The following is a 19,567-nucleotide window of genomic DNA, read 5'->3' on the forward strand; positions in this document are numbered from 1 at the left end:
TAACTAGTTAATTGCAACAATGAGAACTATTTAAAAGTTGAAACAAGGGGAGCTGTCTCGAATATCCTCTTCCTGACTTAGTGACATCTCATCACACTCTTCATGGTGTGTTCGCTTAGAGGTTTTGGAAAAAAATGAGACTAGGCTTGCCTCATGTTCGTATTCAAGGCTATGGCGACTATAAGATTTAAATTCAGTCAAACAGGCAAAAGATTTGTATGCGGCTGCAAGCATTGCGCCAACAATGGTTATTCCTACTGCAAGACCTAATACTGGTTGAACAATAAGTATGGGCAAGGCAATACCAAAAACAGCTGCGTATAAAGTGGTTGCTGTAGCTGCCCAGAATAATGACTCTGCTGCTTTAGCAACATCATGAAAAAAAATATTTCTTTTTCTAGAATTTATATCACGGCTGATTTGCTTTAATGCCATATCAGGGCTAAGTTTCGTGTTTTTAATTTGAGTTAGATTATCCACTAATAGCTCATAGCTAGAAGCGATTTGCTCAATGGTTTTTGTGCGAGTTGCTTTCCGATAAGATGAATTATAATACTGCTCTATTGCTTGGATTGTTTGGGACATCAATTGATGACTCTTCATATAATCCTGAAATAAAGTATGTAACTTTTTGTCACACTTCTTTAAACGTTTTTCTATATCACTATTATAAACAACCATTTCCAATTCCTTATGTTATATATTAACTCAAAATTACATTTTTAATGGGCAAAAGTAATTTGTTTCTATATGTAACATATATTTCATCAAATTGTTATTATTTTTTATTAACTTAGTAAAATAATTGCATAAATCTCTGAATGAATTCAATTATTTTCTTGAGAATAAGTAGGTAACGACCCTAAAGTTTTTGTGGATTCCCAGCTTTAAGCTATGCACGTAATTTTAAGCATACCTTGCTCTACTCCCTCTCCCGCCAAGGAATTTGAATAGATAATTCCTTTTCGCGGGGAGAGGATTGGGGCTAAGTCATCCGAACTTTAGGGTCGTTACCTAATGAAGACAGGAATGCGCATCCAAGATATCCAGAACAATTTCTTAGGTCATCATGGATTTGGCAATAGATAGCCATACATTTTATTATTTATTATCCAACTCAGGCCAAAAATGAATGTGTAGTCGATTGTTTGCAAAAGGGACCGTCGCTAATAGAGGAGAATCAAGTTTATGAATTAAGGTATTGATATTTTCGGATAATGCTTGCATATTGGGATCGATACAATTCGCGATCCAGCCGGCACATTCAATTTTATGAGCATTTAAAGCAGCTTCCGTAAGTAAGGCGTGATTAATACAGCCTAATTTCATTCCCACAACAAAAACAACAGGAATTTTAGTGATTTTCAACCAATCAATCCATGTTTCATTGTTATTCAAAGGAACCATCAATCCTCCAGCTCCTTCGATAAATAAGTGTTCAATGCCATCTAAGTGTAAATTAAGACAATAATCTGCTATTTCAGTTATTGATAAGCACACTCCTTCATTTTCAGCTGCAATATGTGGTGATACAGGCAATTTAAATCGCCAAGGATTAATAAGTTCTAAATCAAACCTATTATCTTTTTGCAATAATTGAGCATCATGACTAATTAATTGATTTTCAATTTCTAGACATCCACTTGCAACTGGTTTTATTGCGGCTGCATTTAAAAAATAATCTACTAGACGTGCCGTTACATATGTTTTACCGCAATCAGTATCAGTACCAGTGATAAAATAACGTCTCATTTAATAAACTCTCTAATTTCGTTTACAAATAAATCCATATGCGATAAAAAAGGCATGTGTGCTGCTCGGTTAAAAAGCATGTAGTTGAATTTTGGATACTCTATTTGCATAAAACGCATGGTTTTAACCGGAACAATAGGATCAAGTCGGCCAAACATAAAATATGTAGGTTTAGCAAATTGTTTTAATTCCTCGCGAAAATCCCAAGTTTCTAAAATGCTAAGTCCAAATCTTAATCCTTCTGAGGATGGAAGTTTATCAGGAAGGTATTGTAATTTTGCATGCGTGGCTAATCCATGAAGATCGAGAAACTCACTTAATGTTGCATAGGGATCATCTGTTATCTTTTTATAAAACCCCTGAAAAACCTCTTGAGAAATACCTGGCCATGAATCATCAAGCAAAAATCGTGGCGATGAAGTAACACTGATAAAAAAATCTACTCTTTCAGACTCTTCTAGCGCCAAATGCATCGCATATAGCCCTCCCATAGACCAACCGACTAAAGCAAATTTTTTTGGTAATTGATTCAGTAAAACCGTTTTAAACAATTGCCAATCCATGATTGGACTATGTCCAAAGCCTGGTAAGTCGACAAGTATTAATTGATAATATGGCTTTAGTTTTGGCACCAATGCCAACCAGACCTGGCTGTCAAATCCCCACCCATGAAAAAAAACAAGAGGAAATCCATCGCCATACTTATGGATGTTTATATTCATAAATTCTACTTAGTTTATCAAAAAACTCATAAATCTGTTCTGGGGTGTGATTATAATTTAAAATAACCCGTAATCCGGATTCTTTAGTGCTGACGGTTGGTTTTCTTATCGCACAACAACTAATACCTTGTTTTTTAAGCTCATTTGCATAATATAATGCTAAATGTGGGCATCCTAATTGCAATCTTTGAATCGGACTTGTGGAGTCAGCCCAATTTAGTGGCGACTGTTTAATAAGACTGCGAAATAAAGCAATTAGTTGCATTAACCTTGCTCTTCTATCTTCGGCAAGAACGATAATTTCTAAAGATTTAAGTAGGCCGTAACTTAAAGCCGGACTAACAGCGGTTGAATAAATAATCGAACGCCCTGCTTGTAATAAAGCATAGATCCAATCAGCTCTTCCAGCAACAATGGCCCCTTGGGCAGCAAATGCTTTTCCTAAGGGAATCATTCTCAATGGAACTTCCTTTTGGGTTAATCCATGAGAAACAACAGCACCTTTGCCCTGAGGGCCTAAAATACCAAAAGAATGAGCTTCATCGACTACGAGCATGCTTTGGCTATCACTACAAAGAGAAGCAAGATCGGTCAAAGGGGCTAATTGACCACTCATGCTAAAAATCCCTTCAGTGATTACAACACTCCCAGCAAAATTTTTTGTACATTTACGTCTTAAGTCATCTAAATTATTATGAAAATAACGCCTATAGTTAACCTGTGACAAAATTAATCCATCGTAAACTGAAGCATGGATTTCTTTATCAATGAAACAATGTATTTTTAGCTGACCCAATAAAGCTGTCACAGCAAGATTTGCAGCATACCCTGAAGAAAATAAAAGGCAATCATCTACTGCTAAAAGGTTAGCAAATGCTTCTTCAACCGCTCGATGATTTGCATGGTAACCACTAAGCAGCATAGAACCACCACTACCGCTTGGATATAAGGCATATCCCTGTTGGTATGCTTCAGAAATTCGTTTGTCTTTTGTTAAAGATAAATAATCATTGCTGTCAAAATGTATTAATGATGAGTTCTCCGACATCACTCGTGTTCTTAATAAACCGTGAGCAGCTAACTGATTTGTATAATCTCTAATTTTATTGCTTACAAGCATTTATACCATCTCAGTAAGACCCAGTTTACTAAAAAGAACCTTATCTTTAGACCGCTGAGGATTATCTTCCGTTAATAATTTATCACCAATAAACACTGAGTTAGCACCTGCAAAATAACAAAGTGCCTGCAACTCATCATTCATTTCAGTTCTTCCCGCAGTCAATCGGATAACACTTTTGGGCATTAATATTCGTGCAGTGGCAATGGTACGAACTAATTCAATACCTTCCACCTGCTTTGAGTGAGCAAGTGGTGTTCCTTCTACAGGAATCAGGCGATTGATTGGTACACTTTCTGGCGGTGTTTCCATATTTGCAAGCGTTAATAAAAACTCTATACGGTCTTCTCGTGTTTCACCTAAGCCCAAAATACCACCACAACAAACACTAATTCCTGCTGTACGAACATGATTTAACGTTTCCAAGCGGTCACTAAACTTACGTGTAGTCACTACTTTTTCATAATACGAAGGTGAAGTATCAATATTGTGGTTATAAAAATCTAAACCGGCTTCTTTTAAGCTAGATGCCTGTTCTGAAGTTAACATACCTAAAGTCATGCAAGTCTCTAATCCTAAGCTTTTTACGCCTTTAATCATCTCCTGCAAATCATTCATCGCCTTATCAGGTGGACAACGCCAGGCAGCACCCATACAAAAACGTTTCGCTCCTCCGTCTTTAGCTTCTTGCGCACATTTTAATACCTCAGCAACTGACATTAATTTTTCTTTTTCAACATGGGTCTTATGATGTCCGCTTTGTGAACAATAGCCACAATCCTCAGGACAAGCACCAGTTTTAATACTCAATAAAGTAGCGAATTGTAATGAATTGGGTTGATGATGCGCTCTATGTAAGGTATGAGCATCATGCAACAAATCATTAAATGGTTGCTCATAAATTGCCGTAATTTCAGAAATAGACCAGTGCTTCTTTGTTTGAGTCACAATTATACCCCTCTGATATTCTCATTTTATTTATGAAGTGAACATGATAAAGTTCGCCTCAAGCTTGTCAACCAAAATTTTTTAAATGGTCAACACTGAACAATTAATTACTCGCGACTTAAAACATGTTTGGCACCCTTGTGCGCAAATGAAAGATTTTGAAATTTGTCCTCCCCTGATTATTGAAAAAGCACAAGGATGTTATCTATATACAGATAAAGGGCCATTAATCGATGCTATTTCAAGCTGGTGGTGTAAATCTTTAGGGCATGCTCATCCTAAAGTAATTGCGTCAATAACTGCCCAACTTAATCGGTTTGAACATGTTATTGCTGCAAATACCACACACCCTTTATTGGTTGAATTAGCAGAGGAATTAGCAAATATTACTCAAAAGCAACATATTTTCTTTGCGAGTGATGGGTCTAGTGCTGTTGAGATCGCCATGAAATTAGCCATTCATGCGAATCAAATCAAAGGCTTTTCCAACAAAAATGAATTTATCGCATTAAAAAATGGCTATCATGGGGAAACACTAGGAACTATGGGCGTTAGCGACCTAGGACTCTACAAAGCACCTTATACATCCTTTAATCTAAAATGCCATTTTCTGGACAATATTCCCTATGTTACAGGGAAAACAGATCCCTTATGGACTAATTGCGAAGCGTATTGGTCTTCTATAGAAAAGCAATTAGAAATAATTGGTGATAATGTCTGCGCCCTTATTGTTGAACCAATAATCCAAGGCGCAGGCGGGATGTTATGCTATAGCCAAGATTTCTTAAAAAAACTAGCTCTATGGGCTAAAAGTAAAAACATTTATCTTATTACTGATGAAATAATGACTGGAATAGGTCGAACTGGTGAATGGCTTGCTGCCAATCATGCTGAAATCGAAGCAGATATTATTTGCCTATCTAAAGGATTGACTTCAGGATCCATCCCTCTAAGTTGTATTATGATCGACCATTCTATTTTTGAACTTTTTTACGCAGATTATTCAAGTGGTAAATCATTTTTACATTCTCATACATACAGTGGTAATCCACTCGCTATAAGTGCCGCTTTAGCAACAATTAGAACAATGCACGAGGAAAAAACAATCGCTCATGTTCAGAATTTAGGCAAATATATGCTAGCGGCCTTAAATGAAGTCGCACAGCTTTCAGGCAAATTAACAAATATTCGTGGAATTGGTGCTATTGTCGCAGCAGATCTTGAAGATTCAGCTTATCATAGAGTAGGGAATAAAGTTTATCAGCGCGCATTAAATCATGGTGCATTGATAAGACCAATAGGAAATACGCTTTATTGGCTTCCTCCATTAAATACAAGTCACGAAATAATTGGGAAATTAGCAGAAATAACACTAAAATCTATAGAGGAAGCATATACGATGCCTTAAACATGCGAGAATTACTCAAAAATTGGTTATTTTTTATCTATAGACGATTTAAATTGCTGTGGATAGTATTGACTATTTTTTCTTTTTTAATTTTTTCTTATATTAATTGGTATAATAATGCTATCCAATCGTCGATTTTAGCCTCAAAAGTTGCAAACAGGCTGACGAATGATATAGATAAATTTATTAATAGCATATTTAGCGATATAAATAAGTTACTTTTAGATCAAAAACAGCATCCAGCAGATAAAGAGACGATTACTTCTTCCTTACAACATATCAATATAAATCACCCACGGGTTTCTGGGATAGCCATTTGGGATCCAATTCACCAAATTGTATATTCCACATTACCTCATAATAAAAGTTTTTTATTGAATATTAATCCAGACCATATCTTTATTGGCCCGATAACTTCCGCCTGGTTTGTTCATCCAATTTATATTGTACAAAGAAGAATTGGACATTTTCAAGCTGAAGTCATTATTATGTCCTCCATACTTGAAAATATATTAAACTCTCCGGAATATAGTAACTACTCCATCGTTTTACATGATGAAAATCGCAAAAAAAATATATTAACCCTAAGAAAAACAGAAAAACACCCTTGGGTTGATAATGGGCTTCTTAAAGTAAAATCCCTATTATTTCCCCAATTACTTGTTACTACACGATTAAATAGCATTAGTGGTATTACAGTCACGGTTGTTGAAAACAGACAAACTATCGTCAGTAATTTTTGGTACAAAGAAATTTTACTGGCTCTTGATATCTTAGTACTTGCTATTTTGTTATATTTTGTACTTAAAAAAATCCTGAACAAATATTATTCTTTGCATGGAGCCATCAAAAAAGCAATAAAAAAAGAACAGTTTTACCCTGTTTATCAACCTTTATTTGACGCGAAGAACAATATTTACTCTGGAGCAGAAGTTCTTTTAAGATGGCAATATTATCATGATACAATCATAATGCCTGATCTGTTTATTGAAGAAGCGGAAGATACAGGTTTAATTATTCCAATAACGTTACAAATTGTGGAAACAGCATTTAAAGAAACTAAAGAACTTCTCCATGGCTGCTCTTCATTTCATTTAGCATTTAATCTATGTGCTTATCATTTCACTGACACGCTTTTTTTTGCTCAATTTTATAAATTGGTTGATCAATACTCTATTTCGCCAAAACAAATATTATTAGAAATTACAGAACGTTATTTACTTGATGTAAATGATAAATCTTTTATCAAAAGAATGTTAGAGCTCCGGGAAGCAGGCTATTCTCTAGCTATAGATGATTATGGGACAGGACACTCAAGCATTACCTATTTACAATATTATCCTTTCAATTTTTTAAAAATTGATAAAATATTTATTCAAGCTATAGGCACAAAAGCAATTACAGAAACTTTAAATGATGCCATTATTCAATTAGCAAAAAAAATAAATTTAACTATTATTGCAGAGGGTGTAGAAACTAAGGAGCAAGTTAATTACTTATTGGAAAATGAAGTGCATTTCTTACAAGGATGGCATTTTTCGAAAGCACTTTCAATTGACCAATTAGCTAACTTATTAAAAGGAGAAAAAAAATGAATCGGTATATCACTTACTGTTTTCTAATTCTTTGGGGTACATCTATTTCATGTTTTGCGGCACCCGTAGATCTAAGCGGTAATTATTGGCAATGTACAACCCATGATGCGACAAATACCTTTTGGACCTCAAAAAATATTTATCAAAAAATTGCACTGAATTTTTCTTATGCTCAATGCAAAAAAAATAGCCGATTACCTGCTACCTGTCGAACAAGCAAAGCCAACTGTGAAAATTTCATCGCAGGAGTTAATGTAATGCCTATGTGGGAATGTACTGCATTTGATAAAGAAGCATTTGCTTGGACCAGCAACCGTTATCGACATCGTGAAGATGCTGCTTTAGCTGCTCAAGCTTATTGCAAACAAAAAAGTCCTATACCAGATACATGTTATATTAATTTAATAACCTGTATGAATAAGCAGGCGATTTAATAAATGGTTTATTGCGTTGGGCTCACAGGCGATATAGCAAGTGGTAAAACCACTGCCGCCACTCTTTTTTCGCAGTTGGGTATAGAAGTGATCTCTGCTGACAAAATATCGCGAGAGCTTACCCAAAAAGATCACCACATCTATAAAAAAATTGTCGAACACTATGGAACTAAAATTCTAAACTCAGATAAAGATCTAAATCGTGCCCAATTAAGAGAAATTATTTTTTCAAATCCCAAAGAACGAGAGTGGCTCGAACATCTTTTGCACCCACTTATCCGCCAGAAAATTAAAAAAAAAGTGGCCTCTTGTACTACACCCTATTGCATTGTAGAAATACCTTTATTGATTACGAAGCATCATTATCCTTACATCGATAGGGTATTACTTATCACTACACCAATAGAAACTCAAATATCACGGGTAATGAAACGAGATCAATGCACTAAAGAGCAAGCACAGGCTATCTTATCAGTTCAACCGAATATCAGTCTTCGTTTAAAAAATGCCCATGATGTAGTGGTTAATGATTTGGGAATTGAAGAGCTGACAACAAAGGTAAACAATTTACATCGTAAATATCTTCACTTATCAAGTGATCCTAAATTCGGCAGTTGAATTTGCCTCGTTTCTGTAAATAAACCCATTCTCAATGATAGATTAATAATAAGTATTCGTTCACAATTCAAGAATCGAAAATATCTATTTCGTTTGAGTACTTAATTTAATTATGTGTTTAATGGTGTTATTTTTTGATAACCCACCTTAATTTTGACTTAATATTGGTTAAATAGAATTTTATATATACATTTAACCTAATGAGATAAAATTATGAGTGCAGTTGACGAGTTATTTCAAGATAAGGACCTAGATAATTTAATTGCTAGAGTTGGCTTCAATAATTCCAAAATACTAGATCAATTCCTAAAATCAACTACTTGGCAGTATATTCTCGAAAAAGAACTCCAGATAGAAGAATTTAAAAAAATAAAACAAGTAACTTCTGTTAAGTATCAGCAACTAGAGGAAAAACTACAAAAAATTTTGCTTTTATCTGATTTAGAAGAAATAGAACAAGCTAAAGAGGATTTAAATAAAGCTCTGATACAGCTAGATGAAGAAACAGCCTTACAAACATCAAATACAGCCTCACAAACATCAAATGCAGCCTCACAAACATCAAATGCAGCCTCACAAACATCAAATGCAGCCTCACAAGCATCAGATACAGACTTACAAGCATCAGATACAGACTTACAAGCATCAGATACAGACTTACAAGCATCAGATGCAGGCTTACAAACATCAGATACAGACTTACAAGCATCAGATGCAGACTTACAAGCATCAGATGCAGACTTACAAACATCAGATGCAGACTTACAAGCATCAGATGCAGACTTACAAGACTTACAAGCATCAGATACAGATTTACAAACATCAGATGCAGACTTACAAGACTTACAAGCATCAGATACAGACTTACAAGCATCAGATGCAGACTTACAAACATCATATGCAGGCTTACAAACATCAGATGCAGGCTTACAAACATCAGATGCAGACTTCCAAACATCAGATGCAGACTTCCAAACATCAGATGCAGACTTCCAAACATCAGATACTTCACAAACACAAGATTTAACTTCACCAACTAGTAGTGCTACTAGTCCGTCACAAGCAGGAGCGCAGCAGCTTGATGGGGTGGATTACAGTGAGACACAAACTGAAGAAAAAACCTCAGAAAATCCTGAAGAGAAATATGATTTAGGAGAGGAAAACGACTCACGATACGGGGTTAGTCCCTGAGAGATGGTCACAAAATGTGACCATAACTTTTTGAAAAAAAGTGATAATTTTTTTGATGTGCATGATGAACTGTGATCAAATAGTGTTTGACGACATTACATCAATAAAGAAATATCAGTGTTGGCAGTAAGTTAACTTTAGGAATATTAGCAGAAAAGGATATAGCGCATGATCGCTTATGGATGTTGCAACCATCTGCTTTAAACCAAGTAACATATCTAAACCGTTCCGTACTAGAGAAAAATAACCTGTAAAATCAGTGCATGAGACCCTATCGCTACGATTCAACTGCTGAATTTAGGATGATGATATAGCATAGTGATTATATCTTGATTGGCTGCGGGGAAATCTTTAGGGTTCAACTCCTGAAGACTAACCCATTTCATATCTAACTGATTTTCCTTACAGGAGGGTTCACCAGAAAAATGCGTTACCAGAAAAACGATTAATGTTACCGCCTTATCTGAATACTGATGGTTTACTTCACCTAATAACTGGTATTGATGAACATCTAGATCAACTTCTTCTTTGACTTCTCTAATCAGCGCAAATTCAGACGTCTCATTTTCTTCTAATTTACCGCCAGGAAACTCCCAACATCCTCCATGAGGAACATGAGTAGGACGTTGGGTTATCAAAAAACGCTGTTGATTATCCATGATAACTGCTACTGCAACTGCTATTTTCACACTAAACTTCCATGACACGCTTTAAATTTCTTACCAGAGCCACAAGGACAAGGATCATTTCGTCCAATTTTTTTCTCCTGGCGCTTATAAGTTTGAGCTTTATCATTTTCTTCATCAGCATCATTAAAATCACTGTGTTGTAAACTCATTTTGCTCACTTGCTCCGCACGTCGTTGCTCTTCAACGGCATTGACATCGGCAGCAGTCTGAACTTCCACAGAAGAAATTAGTCGAATTACATCATACTTTAAATTATCAAGCATTGTAGAAAATAAAGTAAATGCCTCTTTCTTATATTCTTGTTTTGGATCTTTTTGCGCATAACCACGCAAATGGATACCTTGACGTAATTGATCCATTGCAGCAAGGTGTTCACGCCATTGATTGTCTAGGGTTTGCAAAATCACAGATTTTTCAAACTGAGACATCGTCTCTCTTCCTGCCTGATTCACTTTTTCATTATAATGTCTTGCTGCTAAATCAAGAATTTTTTCTTTAATTTGCTCTGGTTGGATATGATGATCTTCCTCAATCCATTCAAGTACAGGAATTTTAAGTTTAAATTCATCTGCTAAAACATCACTTAAAGCCTTAGGCTCCCATTGATCTTCTAAACTTTGTGGAGGAATATATGTGTCCACAAGATTAGACATCACTTCCTCTCTCATCATACTTACCGTCTCTTGTGTATCTGCCATTTCCATGATTGAAGCACGTTGGGTATAAATGACTTGTCGTTGATCATTGGCCACATTGTCATAATCTAAAAGTTGTTTTCTTACATCAAAATGATGCCCTTCCAGTTTACGTTGTGCATTCTCAATTGCCTTTGTTACTAAACTATGTTCAATAGGTTCTCCAGGCTGCATCCCTAATCGCCGCATCATTGAAGCAACACGTTCAGAAGCAAATATTCGCATTAAATTATCTTCAAGTGATAAGTAAAAACGGCTGCTTCCGACGTCGCCTTGACGACCCGAGCGCCCCCTAAGTTGGTTGTCAATTCGGCGCGACTCATGACGTTCTGAGCCAATAATCCTTAATCCACCTGCAGCAATAACCTCATCATGACGTTGTCTCCATAATTTCTTCACTGCCTCTTTTTCTTCCTCAGTGGCAGTTTCTGGTAATTGAGATAAATCTGCAGCCAAACTTCCACCTAAAACAATATCAGTTCCTCGACCAGCCATATTTGTTGCAATAGTAACAGTGCCTGGACGACCTGCTTCAGCAATAATTTGCGCTTCCTTTTCATGGAATTTGGCATTTAAGACTTGATGTTTTATATTTTGCTTTTTTAAAATTTGGCTCAAAAACTCTGAAGCTTCAATAGACACTGTACCCACTAGCACAGGTTGCTTACGAGCAATACAATCACTAATATCGGCAATAACTGCTTGAAATTTATCTTTTTGGGTTAAATAAACCAAGTCAGGTTCATCTTTGCGTACCATTGGCTTATTCGTGGGGATAACGACTACATCAAGATTATAAATCTGCTGCAGTTCAAAAGCTTCCGTATCTGCTGTTCCAGTCATTCCTGATAATTTACTGTACATGCGGAAAAAATTCTGAAATGTGATAGAAGCAAGTGTTTGGTTCTCATTTTGGATCGAAACATTTTCTTTTGCTTCAACAGCCTGATGCAATCCTTCAGACCATCGTCGCCCTGGCATTGTTCGACCGGTATGCTCATCCACAATGATAACTTGGTTGTCTTTAACAATATAATCTACATCACGATGAAACATAGCATGAGCTTTTAATGCCGCATTCACATGGTGCATTAACATAATATTGCTCGCATGATATAAACTCTCGCCATGATCCAGCAATTTTGCTTTAACAAGTAATTCTTCTATGTGTTGATGGCCGGCATCGGTAAGATGAGCTTGTTTTTGCTTTTCATCAACAGTATAGTCGCCCTCCTCCCCACCTTCTTCTTGTTTTTTTAAATAAGGAATTAAGGTATTAATTTTTATATACAGCTCCGAACTGTCTTCGGCAGCACCAGAAATTATCAAAGGGGTGCGTGCCTCATCAATAAGAATTGAATCTACCTCGTCTATTATCGCAAAATTAAGCTCTCTTTGTACTTTATCTGCAAGACTAAATGCCATATTGTCACGCAAATAATCAAAACCATATTCATTATTGGTTCCATAAACAATATCACATCGATAAGCTTCTTGTTTTACAGCATGAGGCATGTCGGGATAAATAACGCCCACAGTTAAACCTAAAAATTCAAATATAGGCTTCATCCATTGACTATCGCGTTTGGCAAGATAATCATTAACAGTAACAACATGAACGCCTTTTCCACTAATCGCATTTAAATATGCAGGGAGTGTAGCCACTAGTGTTTTACCTTCCCCTGTACGCATTTCAGCAACATTACCTTCATGCAACACCATTCCACCAATTAACTGCACATCAAAATGACGTAATCCTAAAGTGCGTACCGAGACTTCTCTTACGATAGCAAAAGCTTCAGCCAACAATTCATCAAGGGTTTCTCCCTCAGCAAAACGTGCTTTAAAATGCTGGGTTTTTGCAGCTAACTCAGCATCGGTTAAGGTTTGCATTTGCGCCTCAAACGCATTAATTGCCATTACTGCCTTTTCCATACGCCGTAATGTACGCTCATTTCGGCTTCCAAACATTTTCTTAATCAACGCATTCAGCATGGCCTAAATAATCCTCTGGAGATTTCAAATAACAAATTTGTTAATGTACTAAAAATTGGAAAAAAATACCATGAATACCTTTAATTTAAGTGAATATTGAATGCTTATTTTCAATTTCCAACAAGTACTGACTTAATTGTTCAAATAAGCGGACATTTTTAGTTTGCAAAATTTCCATCAACTTTTTTTTCCACTGACTCGCTCCAGGTAAGCCAAAACTCAGATTAAAGATGGGCTTAATCAGTAAACTAAGAGAAGCCCCTTGATAAAACTCATCTAGCAAATACTCTAAATAGTCATTAAATAGGTGACTACGGGAACTTTTAGGTATTTGAGGATAGAGCCCATGATGTATTGTTGCGATTTGAAAAGGATTATCGCAGGCTAAACGCCCAAGCATCACCCCATCCACATAATTCAGATGCTCATTAATTTCATTTAAATTCAATATGTTACCATTCATAACAAGAGGAATGTCGGGAATTTCCTTTTTTAAGCGATAAACATACTCATAATGAACAGGCGGAATGGTTCGGTTTTGTTTTGGATTTAAGCCCTGCAACCATGCTTTCCGCGCATGCACAATTATTTTTTGCGCACCTGCTTCAACTAATTGATGTACAAAATTACTAAAGAACTCATAGCTGTCTTGATGGTCTATTCCTATTCGAGTCTTGGCCGTAATCGGTATACTTACTACCTCTCTCAAAGCACGAATACAAGCAACCACCTTTTCTGGTTCCTTCATTAAACATGCCCCAAAATTCCCGGCTTGGACTTTATCACTAGGACACCCTAAATTAATGTTGATTTCATCATATCCTTCTTGTTCTGCTCGTTTGGCACACTGAGCTAGAAGGTTTGGCTCAGAACCCCCTAGTTGCAATGCAAGAGGATGTTCCCTTCTATTAAAGGGTAATGAGCGAGTAGGATTATTGCATACAGCCCCTGTAGTTTGCATTTCAGTGTACAAAAGCGCATTAGGTGCCAATATACGCATAAATACACGAAAATGCCCGTAAGTCCAGTCAATCATCGGAGCTATAGCTAAAGGAGAAAATAAAATCTGAGACACTTTTATATTTAATTAAAAACCGTGATTATAACTGATCTTTCAATTTGTCACAAAATTAACATAGACATTATCCTCTTATCCTAGCAAGTCATAGGTTGCATTAATCCTTAATATCCAAGAATATATATATAACACCGGTGCTAACATCTTGCTTCCTTACACAATTCAGAACAGCAAAATGTCTTTTGCACTGGTGAGTTTCAATTTTTTATCAACAATCATTTTTATACAAACTGAAGTTAGATTTGCCGCCACTTAGATTTTGTGAACATATTAACAAGGATGCATATGAAAAACGCAAAATTATCACAGCGTCGTCTATTTGTGTTAGATATTGATGAAAATCTCGCCAGCATTCAATTAGATGAAGATGAGCCACATAATTTGTCAAAAAGCGCTGAACGAAGCTTAAGCCAAAGTACTTCGGGTATAATCGATAAACCAGAACTGACTCCTGGGCTGTTATGGAAAAAAGCAACAGCATTTAGGAGGCATGAGTGGAAGACATTTTTTGAAGAAATTACTACAATCAACGAGCGCTATAAAAAGCAATCAAATGATGATACTCCATTGATTTCTATTATTTTTTTGACGAATGCTTCTTATGATGGCGAAAAATTTATTAACAATGTTTTTAAACATTTTTTTGGAGAAAAATTAACAGACCAATTGGTTCCTGATCTTAGTGGATTTTATAATAGACAGAATCAATTACAAGCAATGAAGTATCTTGATAAAAGTGATTACCTAGAATACCTATTTCCTCACTTACAAAATAAATTCGCCCTTATCAATCGATCGCAAATAATATTGATTGATGATGCGCAAATCAATATTTATGGTGCTAAGCAATATGGTTTTTCTGCAATTCACCATCCCTCTAATCCAAACCAAAGACCCTCTTTTTTTACTTTTACCACACATGGTGCTGAGGTGTTTCAACAGATGCATCAAATGCTTAAGGAAGCTGAAAATTTTGTCTATTTATTAGAAAAAAACAAACTTATTTGCTAAGAAATGGGGCTCAACTCTCTCAACCGTCACCTTCTGCAAAAGCGGAAGGTCTAAAAAGCAACAAGCATTACTAGGAGTTTCATCTTGCAGCATAACCTTTAGCGTATGATTTTAAGAGTTTTCGAGATAATAATCAGATAACACTCGTAGGATGAGTGACGCTATTCATTACCTGAATTAACAATTGCAAACGAGTACGCCCTTGAAAAAAATTAATATCCAATTTATATGCAGCATGAATATACCTAACTCGGTGATTTGGCCAGGACTTTAGATCTATATTAAAAGCAATCGCATCTACTTGCTGCTTACTTTGCGTTTCAATTAAGGTCATTTTTAAATGATTCTTTCCTACTAAACGCTGTTCAAGAACCTCAAAAATATTATCAAAAATAGGTTCAGCAAATTGCTGGCCCCATGGTCCAGCCTGTTGTATTAACTGAGCGATCTCAAGCGTCAATTCATTGGATTGCAATGGGCCATCAGTGAGTATTTCGCCCTCGCATTGAGATAAATCAATATGTTGACCTACTTCTAAAACAAATGCCTCACGAAAAGCCCTAAGAGAGTTAGGATGAATACTTAAACCAGCAGCCATAGCATGCCCACCAAATTTCTTAATGAGGCCAGGATGATCCTTATCTATTGCAGCGAGTACATCTCTAATATTTAAATCTGAAATAGAGCGCGCTGAACCTTTTAATTCATCATCACTCACTGCGGCAAAAGCAATAACGGGGCGATGATAGCGCTCTTTCATCCGTCCAGCCAAAATACCAATCACTCCTTGATGCCAGGTTTTATCAAAAAGACATAAAGCAATAGGTAAATGAGTACTATTATAATCAGCATCCAGAGCAAGTTTTTCCAAAACAAGTAACGCTTGCTCTTTCATTTCTATTTCAATTTGTTTTCTTTCTTCATTGAGTTCATCTAATTGCTGGCAATAATCTCTTGCTTGTTGCTCATCTGTACTAATTAAGCATTCTATGCCCAAAGCCATATCATCTAATCTTCCAGCGGCATTGAGTCTTGGTGCAATAGCGAACCCTAAATCAGACTCTCTTAATCGTGCATATTCACGCCCAGATACTTCAATTAAAGCTTTAATTCCCACACGACCTAGGCCTTGGCGTATTCTTGCCATCCCCTGGTTTACCATAATACGATTATTTTGATCAAGCCCAACCACATCAGCAACTGTTCCTAAAGCAACTAAATCCAAAAAGCTTGCCATATTCGGCTCGGCAATATTCATTTTTTGAAACCAATTGCTATTAACCAAATGTCTGCGTAGCGCCAACATTACATAAAAAATAACCCCAACTCCGGCAATGGATTTACTGGGAAATTGACAACCTGGCTGATTAGGATTCACAATCGCACAAGCATTAGGAATGCTTTCTGCTGATAAATGATGATCGGTGATTAAAACATCGATACCTAATTGATTTGCCCTCTCAACCCCATCAAAACTAGCAATGCCATTATCTACCGTAATAATAAGAGCTGGCTTCCACTTACTGGCTACATCGACAATTTGAGGAGTTAAACCATAGCCAAACTCAAACCTATTAGGCACTAAATAATCAATAAACTGGGCTCCCATAGCACGTAAAGCAGTAATAGCAAGTGCGGTTGAAGTCGCTCCATCGGCATCAAAATCACCAATAATTATAATACGCTGCTGTTCATGTAACGCTTTTTCCAATCGCAAACACGCAGCATCAATTCCCTTTAAAGTATCAAAGGGCAATAAAGCTTGTAATTGCTTATCCAATTGTGATACTTCGGTGATACCTCGAGAGGCAAAAATTCGCTTAAGTACCTCAGGCACATTAGGTATATTGAGTGAATGTTTTGGTTGCACACGCTGTTTAATAAGCATGGATAAGTTTTCTCCACAAATGAACAAACCAGCCATCAGAAAATTGGATATAAGCAGCATTATTCCAATACCAATGAACTGTCATTTTTTTTAATTCTTCTTGATGTTGTTCACTGAGCATAGAAAACTCGGTGAGCAATAAAATTTTATAATCCTTAAGTACTAATGAAGAGTGATACAAACTCACGTTTGCCCCACAAATTTTTGCCCAAGGTAAAAATTGTTCATCAGCACAAATAGCAATTGTTTTTTTATCCTTAAGTAATGCATTTCCCCAAACCCATAATCCATTAATTAAAGAGTCATTAGGTCTAGACGCAAAAAGCATTTGGCATTCAGTTAAAAACTTTTGCCAATACATTGTGTTATCTAATTGCGCTAATTCAGGCATTAATGATTGATTCAATAAATGCTGTACTGGCTTAGCACGTAATAAATACTTTTTATCATTATAAAACAACCATGTCTCTGGATTATGATAATGAAGAATTTTACCTTCCTCGGCAAGATATTGCGACAATAATTCGAACCATAATTTAGCATCGCTCTCTTGAAGTTGCAGAGCGTTACCGCAAGCCGTAATCATGGCGTCATTATGCGTTGCTGTCCAATGAACGGGGCTCAAAACAAACCACTCACCTTCTAGGTGATGGTACTGCCTTAACAGATCGGCAAAAGGTGGATCAGAGGGATCATAGTCAAGGCAACGTAAAAAATTAAGTAGTGCATTTCCCTCTGAAGTTAATAATTTCGCCCGCTCTGGAATAACGTTACATTCGGAATCAACCACTACATACATACTTGTGAGGCCTTAATCAGTCCATCTTTTTTAAATAATGCCTTTATATTTCTTAATGCTTGACGCATACGATCTTTATTTTCTATGAGGCCGAAACGAACATAACCATCTCCTTGTTGACCAAATCCTATTCCAGGTGATACTGCAACATGTGCTTCTTTTAATAGGTGCTTACTAAATTCAAGTGAGCCCATGTGCTTATAATGAGAAGGAATAGGAGCCCAAACAAACATAGTTGCTTTAGGGCGCTCTACTGCCCAGCCTAGTTCATTTAAACCATCACAAAGAATATTACGACGTTTTTCGTAAAGATCTCTAATTTCTCGTACACACTCGTCAGAACCTTCTAATGCAGCAATTGCTGCAACTTGAATGGGTGTAAACGTACCATAATCCAAATAAGATTTAATTCGAGTAAGTGCTGCCACAAGTTCTTCATTACCACAAGCAAAGCCAATACGCCAACCCGGCATATTATAAGATTTAGACATTGAATAGGTTTCAATTGCGATATCTGTAGCACCAGGAACTTGTAATATTGAAGGTGCTTTGTATCCATCAAATACAATATCTGCATAAGCTAAATCATGAATCACCCAAATTTCATGTTTTTTTGCTAAATCGACTATTTGCTCAAAAAAGGCACAATCAACACAATGAGTACTTGGATTCGCCGGAAAATTAATCACTAAAGCTTTGGGCTTAGGCAAACTTCTATTGATTGTATCTTCTACGGAGGCTAAAAATTGAGTTTCGTTTATAAGTGGAACTTGTTTTACGTTGGCTCCAGCAATAATAAATCCATACGTATGAATGGGATATGCGGGATCAGGTACTAAAATCGTATCTCCTGGACCACTAATCGCCAGAGCTAAATGAGCTAATCCTTCTTTGGAGCCAATAGTTGCCAGGATCTGCGTTTCACTATTTAAATGTACATTATAATTACGTGTATACCAAGAAGCCATTGCCCGCCTTAATCTCGGAATCCCCTTAGACATTGAGTATCGGTGAGTATCTGGTCGTTGCACTGCCTCAATCAATTTATTCACTATATGGGGAGGTGTTGGTTGATCAGGGTTTCCCATTCCAAAATCAATGATATCCTCTCCACGCGCTCGTGCCTCTGTTTTTAATTGGGTTAATGTGTTAAAAACATAGGGGGGTAAGCGGTTAATTCGTGGAAATTGATTCATAATATCTACCTCTGTAGTATACTCACAACCACTATAACTCAATCAATCTTCCAAAACTATGAATATCAATTTAGAAGAATCAGAATTACATGCGGTACAAGCTTATAGTAATAACAAAATTCAGATTAACTCCATTATTTACGAGAAAAGTTTCATTGTTTCCAAAACAGAAATCATCAGTGAACTATCCATTGAAAATATCCAAGAAATTGATGAAGTCTACATGAACTTATTAACGCAATTCAAACCGGAAATTATAATCATTGGCCATGAAAATACCGGAAAACTGCTGCCTCTGTCAATTATGAATCAACTTGCACAACAACGAATTGGAATTGAATCTATGTCAATCGGTGCGGCCTGTCGTACTTACAATGTTTTATTAAGCGAACATCGGGCCGTTGTTGCAGGTTTTATTTTTTGAACAC

General features: G+C 36.4%; 18 protein-coding genes. 7 read left to right on the plus strand and 11 right to left on the minus strand.

Annotated features, from left to right (window positions below; genetic code table 11):
• Positions 1-30: 30 nt before the first annotated feature.
• The 5 genes from DYH34_RS09110 to bioB all read right to left on the minus strand — a co-directional run bounded on the left by DYH34_RS09110 (position 31) and on the right by bioB (position 4,542).
• On the minus strand, positions 31-681 hold the full coding sequence (locus tag DYH34_RS09110; RefSeq protein ID WP_058466328.1) for a DUF5638 domain-containing protein: 651 nt from the start codon (positions 679-681) through the stop codon (positions 31-33).
• Between the two features lie 420 nt (positions 682-1,101).
• Positions 1,102-1,752: a dethiobiotin synthase gene (gene bioD, locus DYH34_RS09115; RefSeq protein WP_058466329.1), complete on the minus strand. Its 651-nt coding sequence runs from the start codon at positions 1,750-1,752 to the stop codon at positions 1,102-1,104.
• Positions 1,749-2,474, minus strand: coding sequence for an alpha/beta fold hydrolase (locus DYH34_RS09120; RefSeq protein WP_058466330.1), 726 nt, complete (start codon positions 2,472-2,474; stop codon positions 1,749-1,751). Before DYH34_RS09120 ends, bioD begins: the two co-directional genes overlap by 4 nt.
• Positions 2,455-3,594, minus strand: a complete 1,140-nt coding sequence (locus tag DYH34_RS09125; RefSeq protein WP_058466331.1) for an aminotransferase class I/II-fold pyridoxal phosphate-dependent enzyme — start codon at positions 3,592-3,594, stop codon at positions 2,455-2,457. Before DYH34_RS09125 ends, DYH34_RS09120 begins: the two co-directional genes overlap by 20 nt.
• Positions 3,595-4,542 (minus strand): biotin synthase BioB, encoded by a 948-nt coding sequence (gene bioB, locus DYH34_RS09130; RefSeq protein WP_058466332.1) that lies wholly within the window; start codon positions 4,540-4,542, stop codon positions 3,595-3,597. It abuts the gene before it with no gap.
• Positions 4,543-4,627: 85 nt separating this feature from the next.
• Here bioB and bioA point away from each other — a divergent pair, with 85 nt between their 5' ends.
• The 5 genes from bioA to DYH34_RS18045 all read left to right on the plus strand — a co-directional run bounded on the left by bioA (position 4,628) and on the right by DYH34_RS18045 (position 9,788).
• On the plus strand, positions 4,628-5,950 hold the full coding sequence (bioA, locus tag DYH34_RS09135; protein WP_058466333.1) for an adenosylmethionine--8-amino-7-oxononanoate transaminase: 1,323 nt from the start codon (positions 4,628-4,630) through the stop codon (positions 5,948-5,950).
• Between the two features lie 2 nt (positions 5,951-5,952).
• Positions 5,953-7,545, plus strand: a complete 1,593-nt coding sequence (locus DYH34_RS09140; RefSeq protein WP_058466334.1) for an EAL domain-containing protein — start codon at positions 5,953-5,955, stop codon at positions 7,543-7,545.
• The gene (locus DYH34_RS09145) at positions 7,542-7,979 is read left to right on the plus strand and encodes a hypothetical protein (RefSeq protein WP_058466335.1); all 438 of its coding nucleotides are present in this window, start codon (positions 7,542-7,544) and stop codon (positions 7,977-7,979) included. The genes DYH34_RS09140 and DYH34_RS09145 overlap by 4 nt, the downstream gene beginning before the upstream one ends.
• 3 nt (positions 7,980-7,982) lie before the next feature.
• Entirely contained in the window at positions 7,983-8,597 is a 615-nt protein-coding gene (gene coaE / locus DYH34_RS09150; protein WP_058466336.1) for a dephospho-CoA kinase, read from the plus strand.
• A gap of 213 nt (positions 8,598-8,810) precedes the next feature.
• Positions 8,811-9,788 (plus strand): coiled-coil domain-containing protein, encoded by a 978-nt coding sequence (locus DYH34_RS18045; protein WP_058466337.1) that lies wholly within the window; start codon positions 8,811-8,813, stop codon positions 9,786-9,788.
• Between the two features lie 284 nt (positions 9,789-10,072).
• On the opposite strand, the gene mutT is transcribed toward DYH34_RS18045, so the two are convergent.
• The 3 genes from mutT to dusA all read right to left on the minus strand — a co-directional run bounded on the left by mutT (position 10,073) and on the right by dusA (position 14,242).
• Positions 10,073-10,477 (minus strand): 8-oxo-dGTP diphosphatase MutT, encoded by a 405-nt coding sequence (gene mutT / locus DYH34_RS09160; RefSeq protein ID WP_058466338.1) that lies wholly within the window; start codon positions 10,475-10,477, stop codon positions 10,073-10,075.
• The gene (secA, locus tag DYH34_RS09165; RefSeq protein ID WP_058466339.1) at positions 10,474-13,167 is read right to left on the minus strand and encodes a preprotein translocase subunit SecA; all 2,694 of its coding nucleotides are present in this window, start codon (positions 13,165-13,167) and stop codon (positions 10,474-10,476) included. Before secA ends, mutT begins: the two co-directional genes overlap by 4 nt.
• Positions 13,168-13,252: 85 nt before the next feature.
• Positions 13,253-14,242 carry a tRNA dihydrouridine(20/20a) synthase DusA gene (gene dusA, locus DYH34_RS09170; protein WP_083502816.1) on the minus strand — a complete coding sequence of 330 codons (990 nt, stop codon included), beginning with the start codon at positions 14,240-14,242 and terminating at the stop codon, positions 13,253-13,255.
• Positions 14,243-14,530: 288 nt separating this feature from the next.
• Here dusA and DYH34_RS09175 point away from each other — a divergent pair, with 288 nt between their 5' ends.
• Positions 14,531-15,256 carry a hypothetical protein gene (locus DYH34_RS09175; protein WP_058466340.1) on the plus strand — a complete coding sequence of 242 codons (726 nt, stop codon included), beginning with the start codon at positions 14,531-14,533 and terminating at the stop codon, positions 15,254-15,256.
• Between the two features lie 133 nt (positions 15,257-15,389).
• On the opposite strand, the gene recJ is transcribed toward DYH34_RS09175, so the two are convergent.
• Genes recJ through alaC form a run of 3 tightly spaced genes read right to left on the minus strand, consistent with a single transcriptional unit; the run spans position 15,390 to position 19,139 of the window.
• Complete coding sequence (recJ, locus tag DYH34_RS09180; RefSeq protein WP_058466341.1) at positions 15,390-17,144, minus strand: single-stranded-DNA-specific exonuclease RecJ; 1,755 nt, start codon at positions 17,142-17,144, stop codon at positions 15,390-15,392.
• The gene (locus tag DYH34_RS09185) at positions 17,134-17,943 is read right to left on the minus strand and encodes a hypothetical protein (RefSeq protein WP_058466342.1); all 810 of its coding nucleotides are present in this window, start codon (positions 17,941-17,943) and stop codon (positions 17,134-17,136) included. The genes recJ and DYH34_RS09185 overlap by 11 nt, the downstream gene beginning before the upstream one ends.
• Entirely contained in the window at positions 17,934-19,139 is a 1,206-nt protein-coding gene (gene alaC / locus DYH34_RS09190; protein ID WP_058466343.1) for an alanine transaminase, read from the minus strand. The genes DYH34_RS09185 and alaC overlap by 10 nt, the downstream gene beginning before the upstream one ends.
• A gap of 58 nt (positions 19,140-19,197) precedes the next feature.
• Between alaC and DYH34_RS09195 the strand changes: the two genes are divergently transcribed.
• Complete coding sequence (locus DYH34_RS09195) at positions 19,198-19,563, plus strand: Mth938-like domain-containing protein (protein WP_058466344.1); 366 nt, start codon at positions 19,198-19,200, stop codon at positions 19,561-19,563.
• Positions 19,564-19,567: the final 4 nt, after the last annotated feature.

The sequence above is a fragment of the Legionella cincinnatiensis genome, from assembly GCF_900452415.1.
Lineage (GTDB): Bacteria > Pseudomonadota > Gammaproteobacteria > Legionellales > Legionellaceae > Legionella > Legionella cincinnatiensis.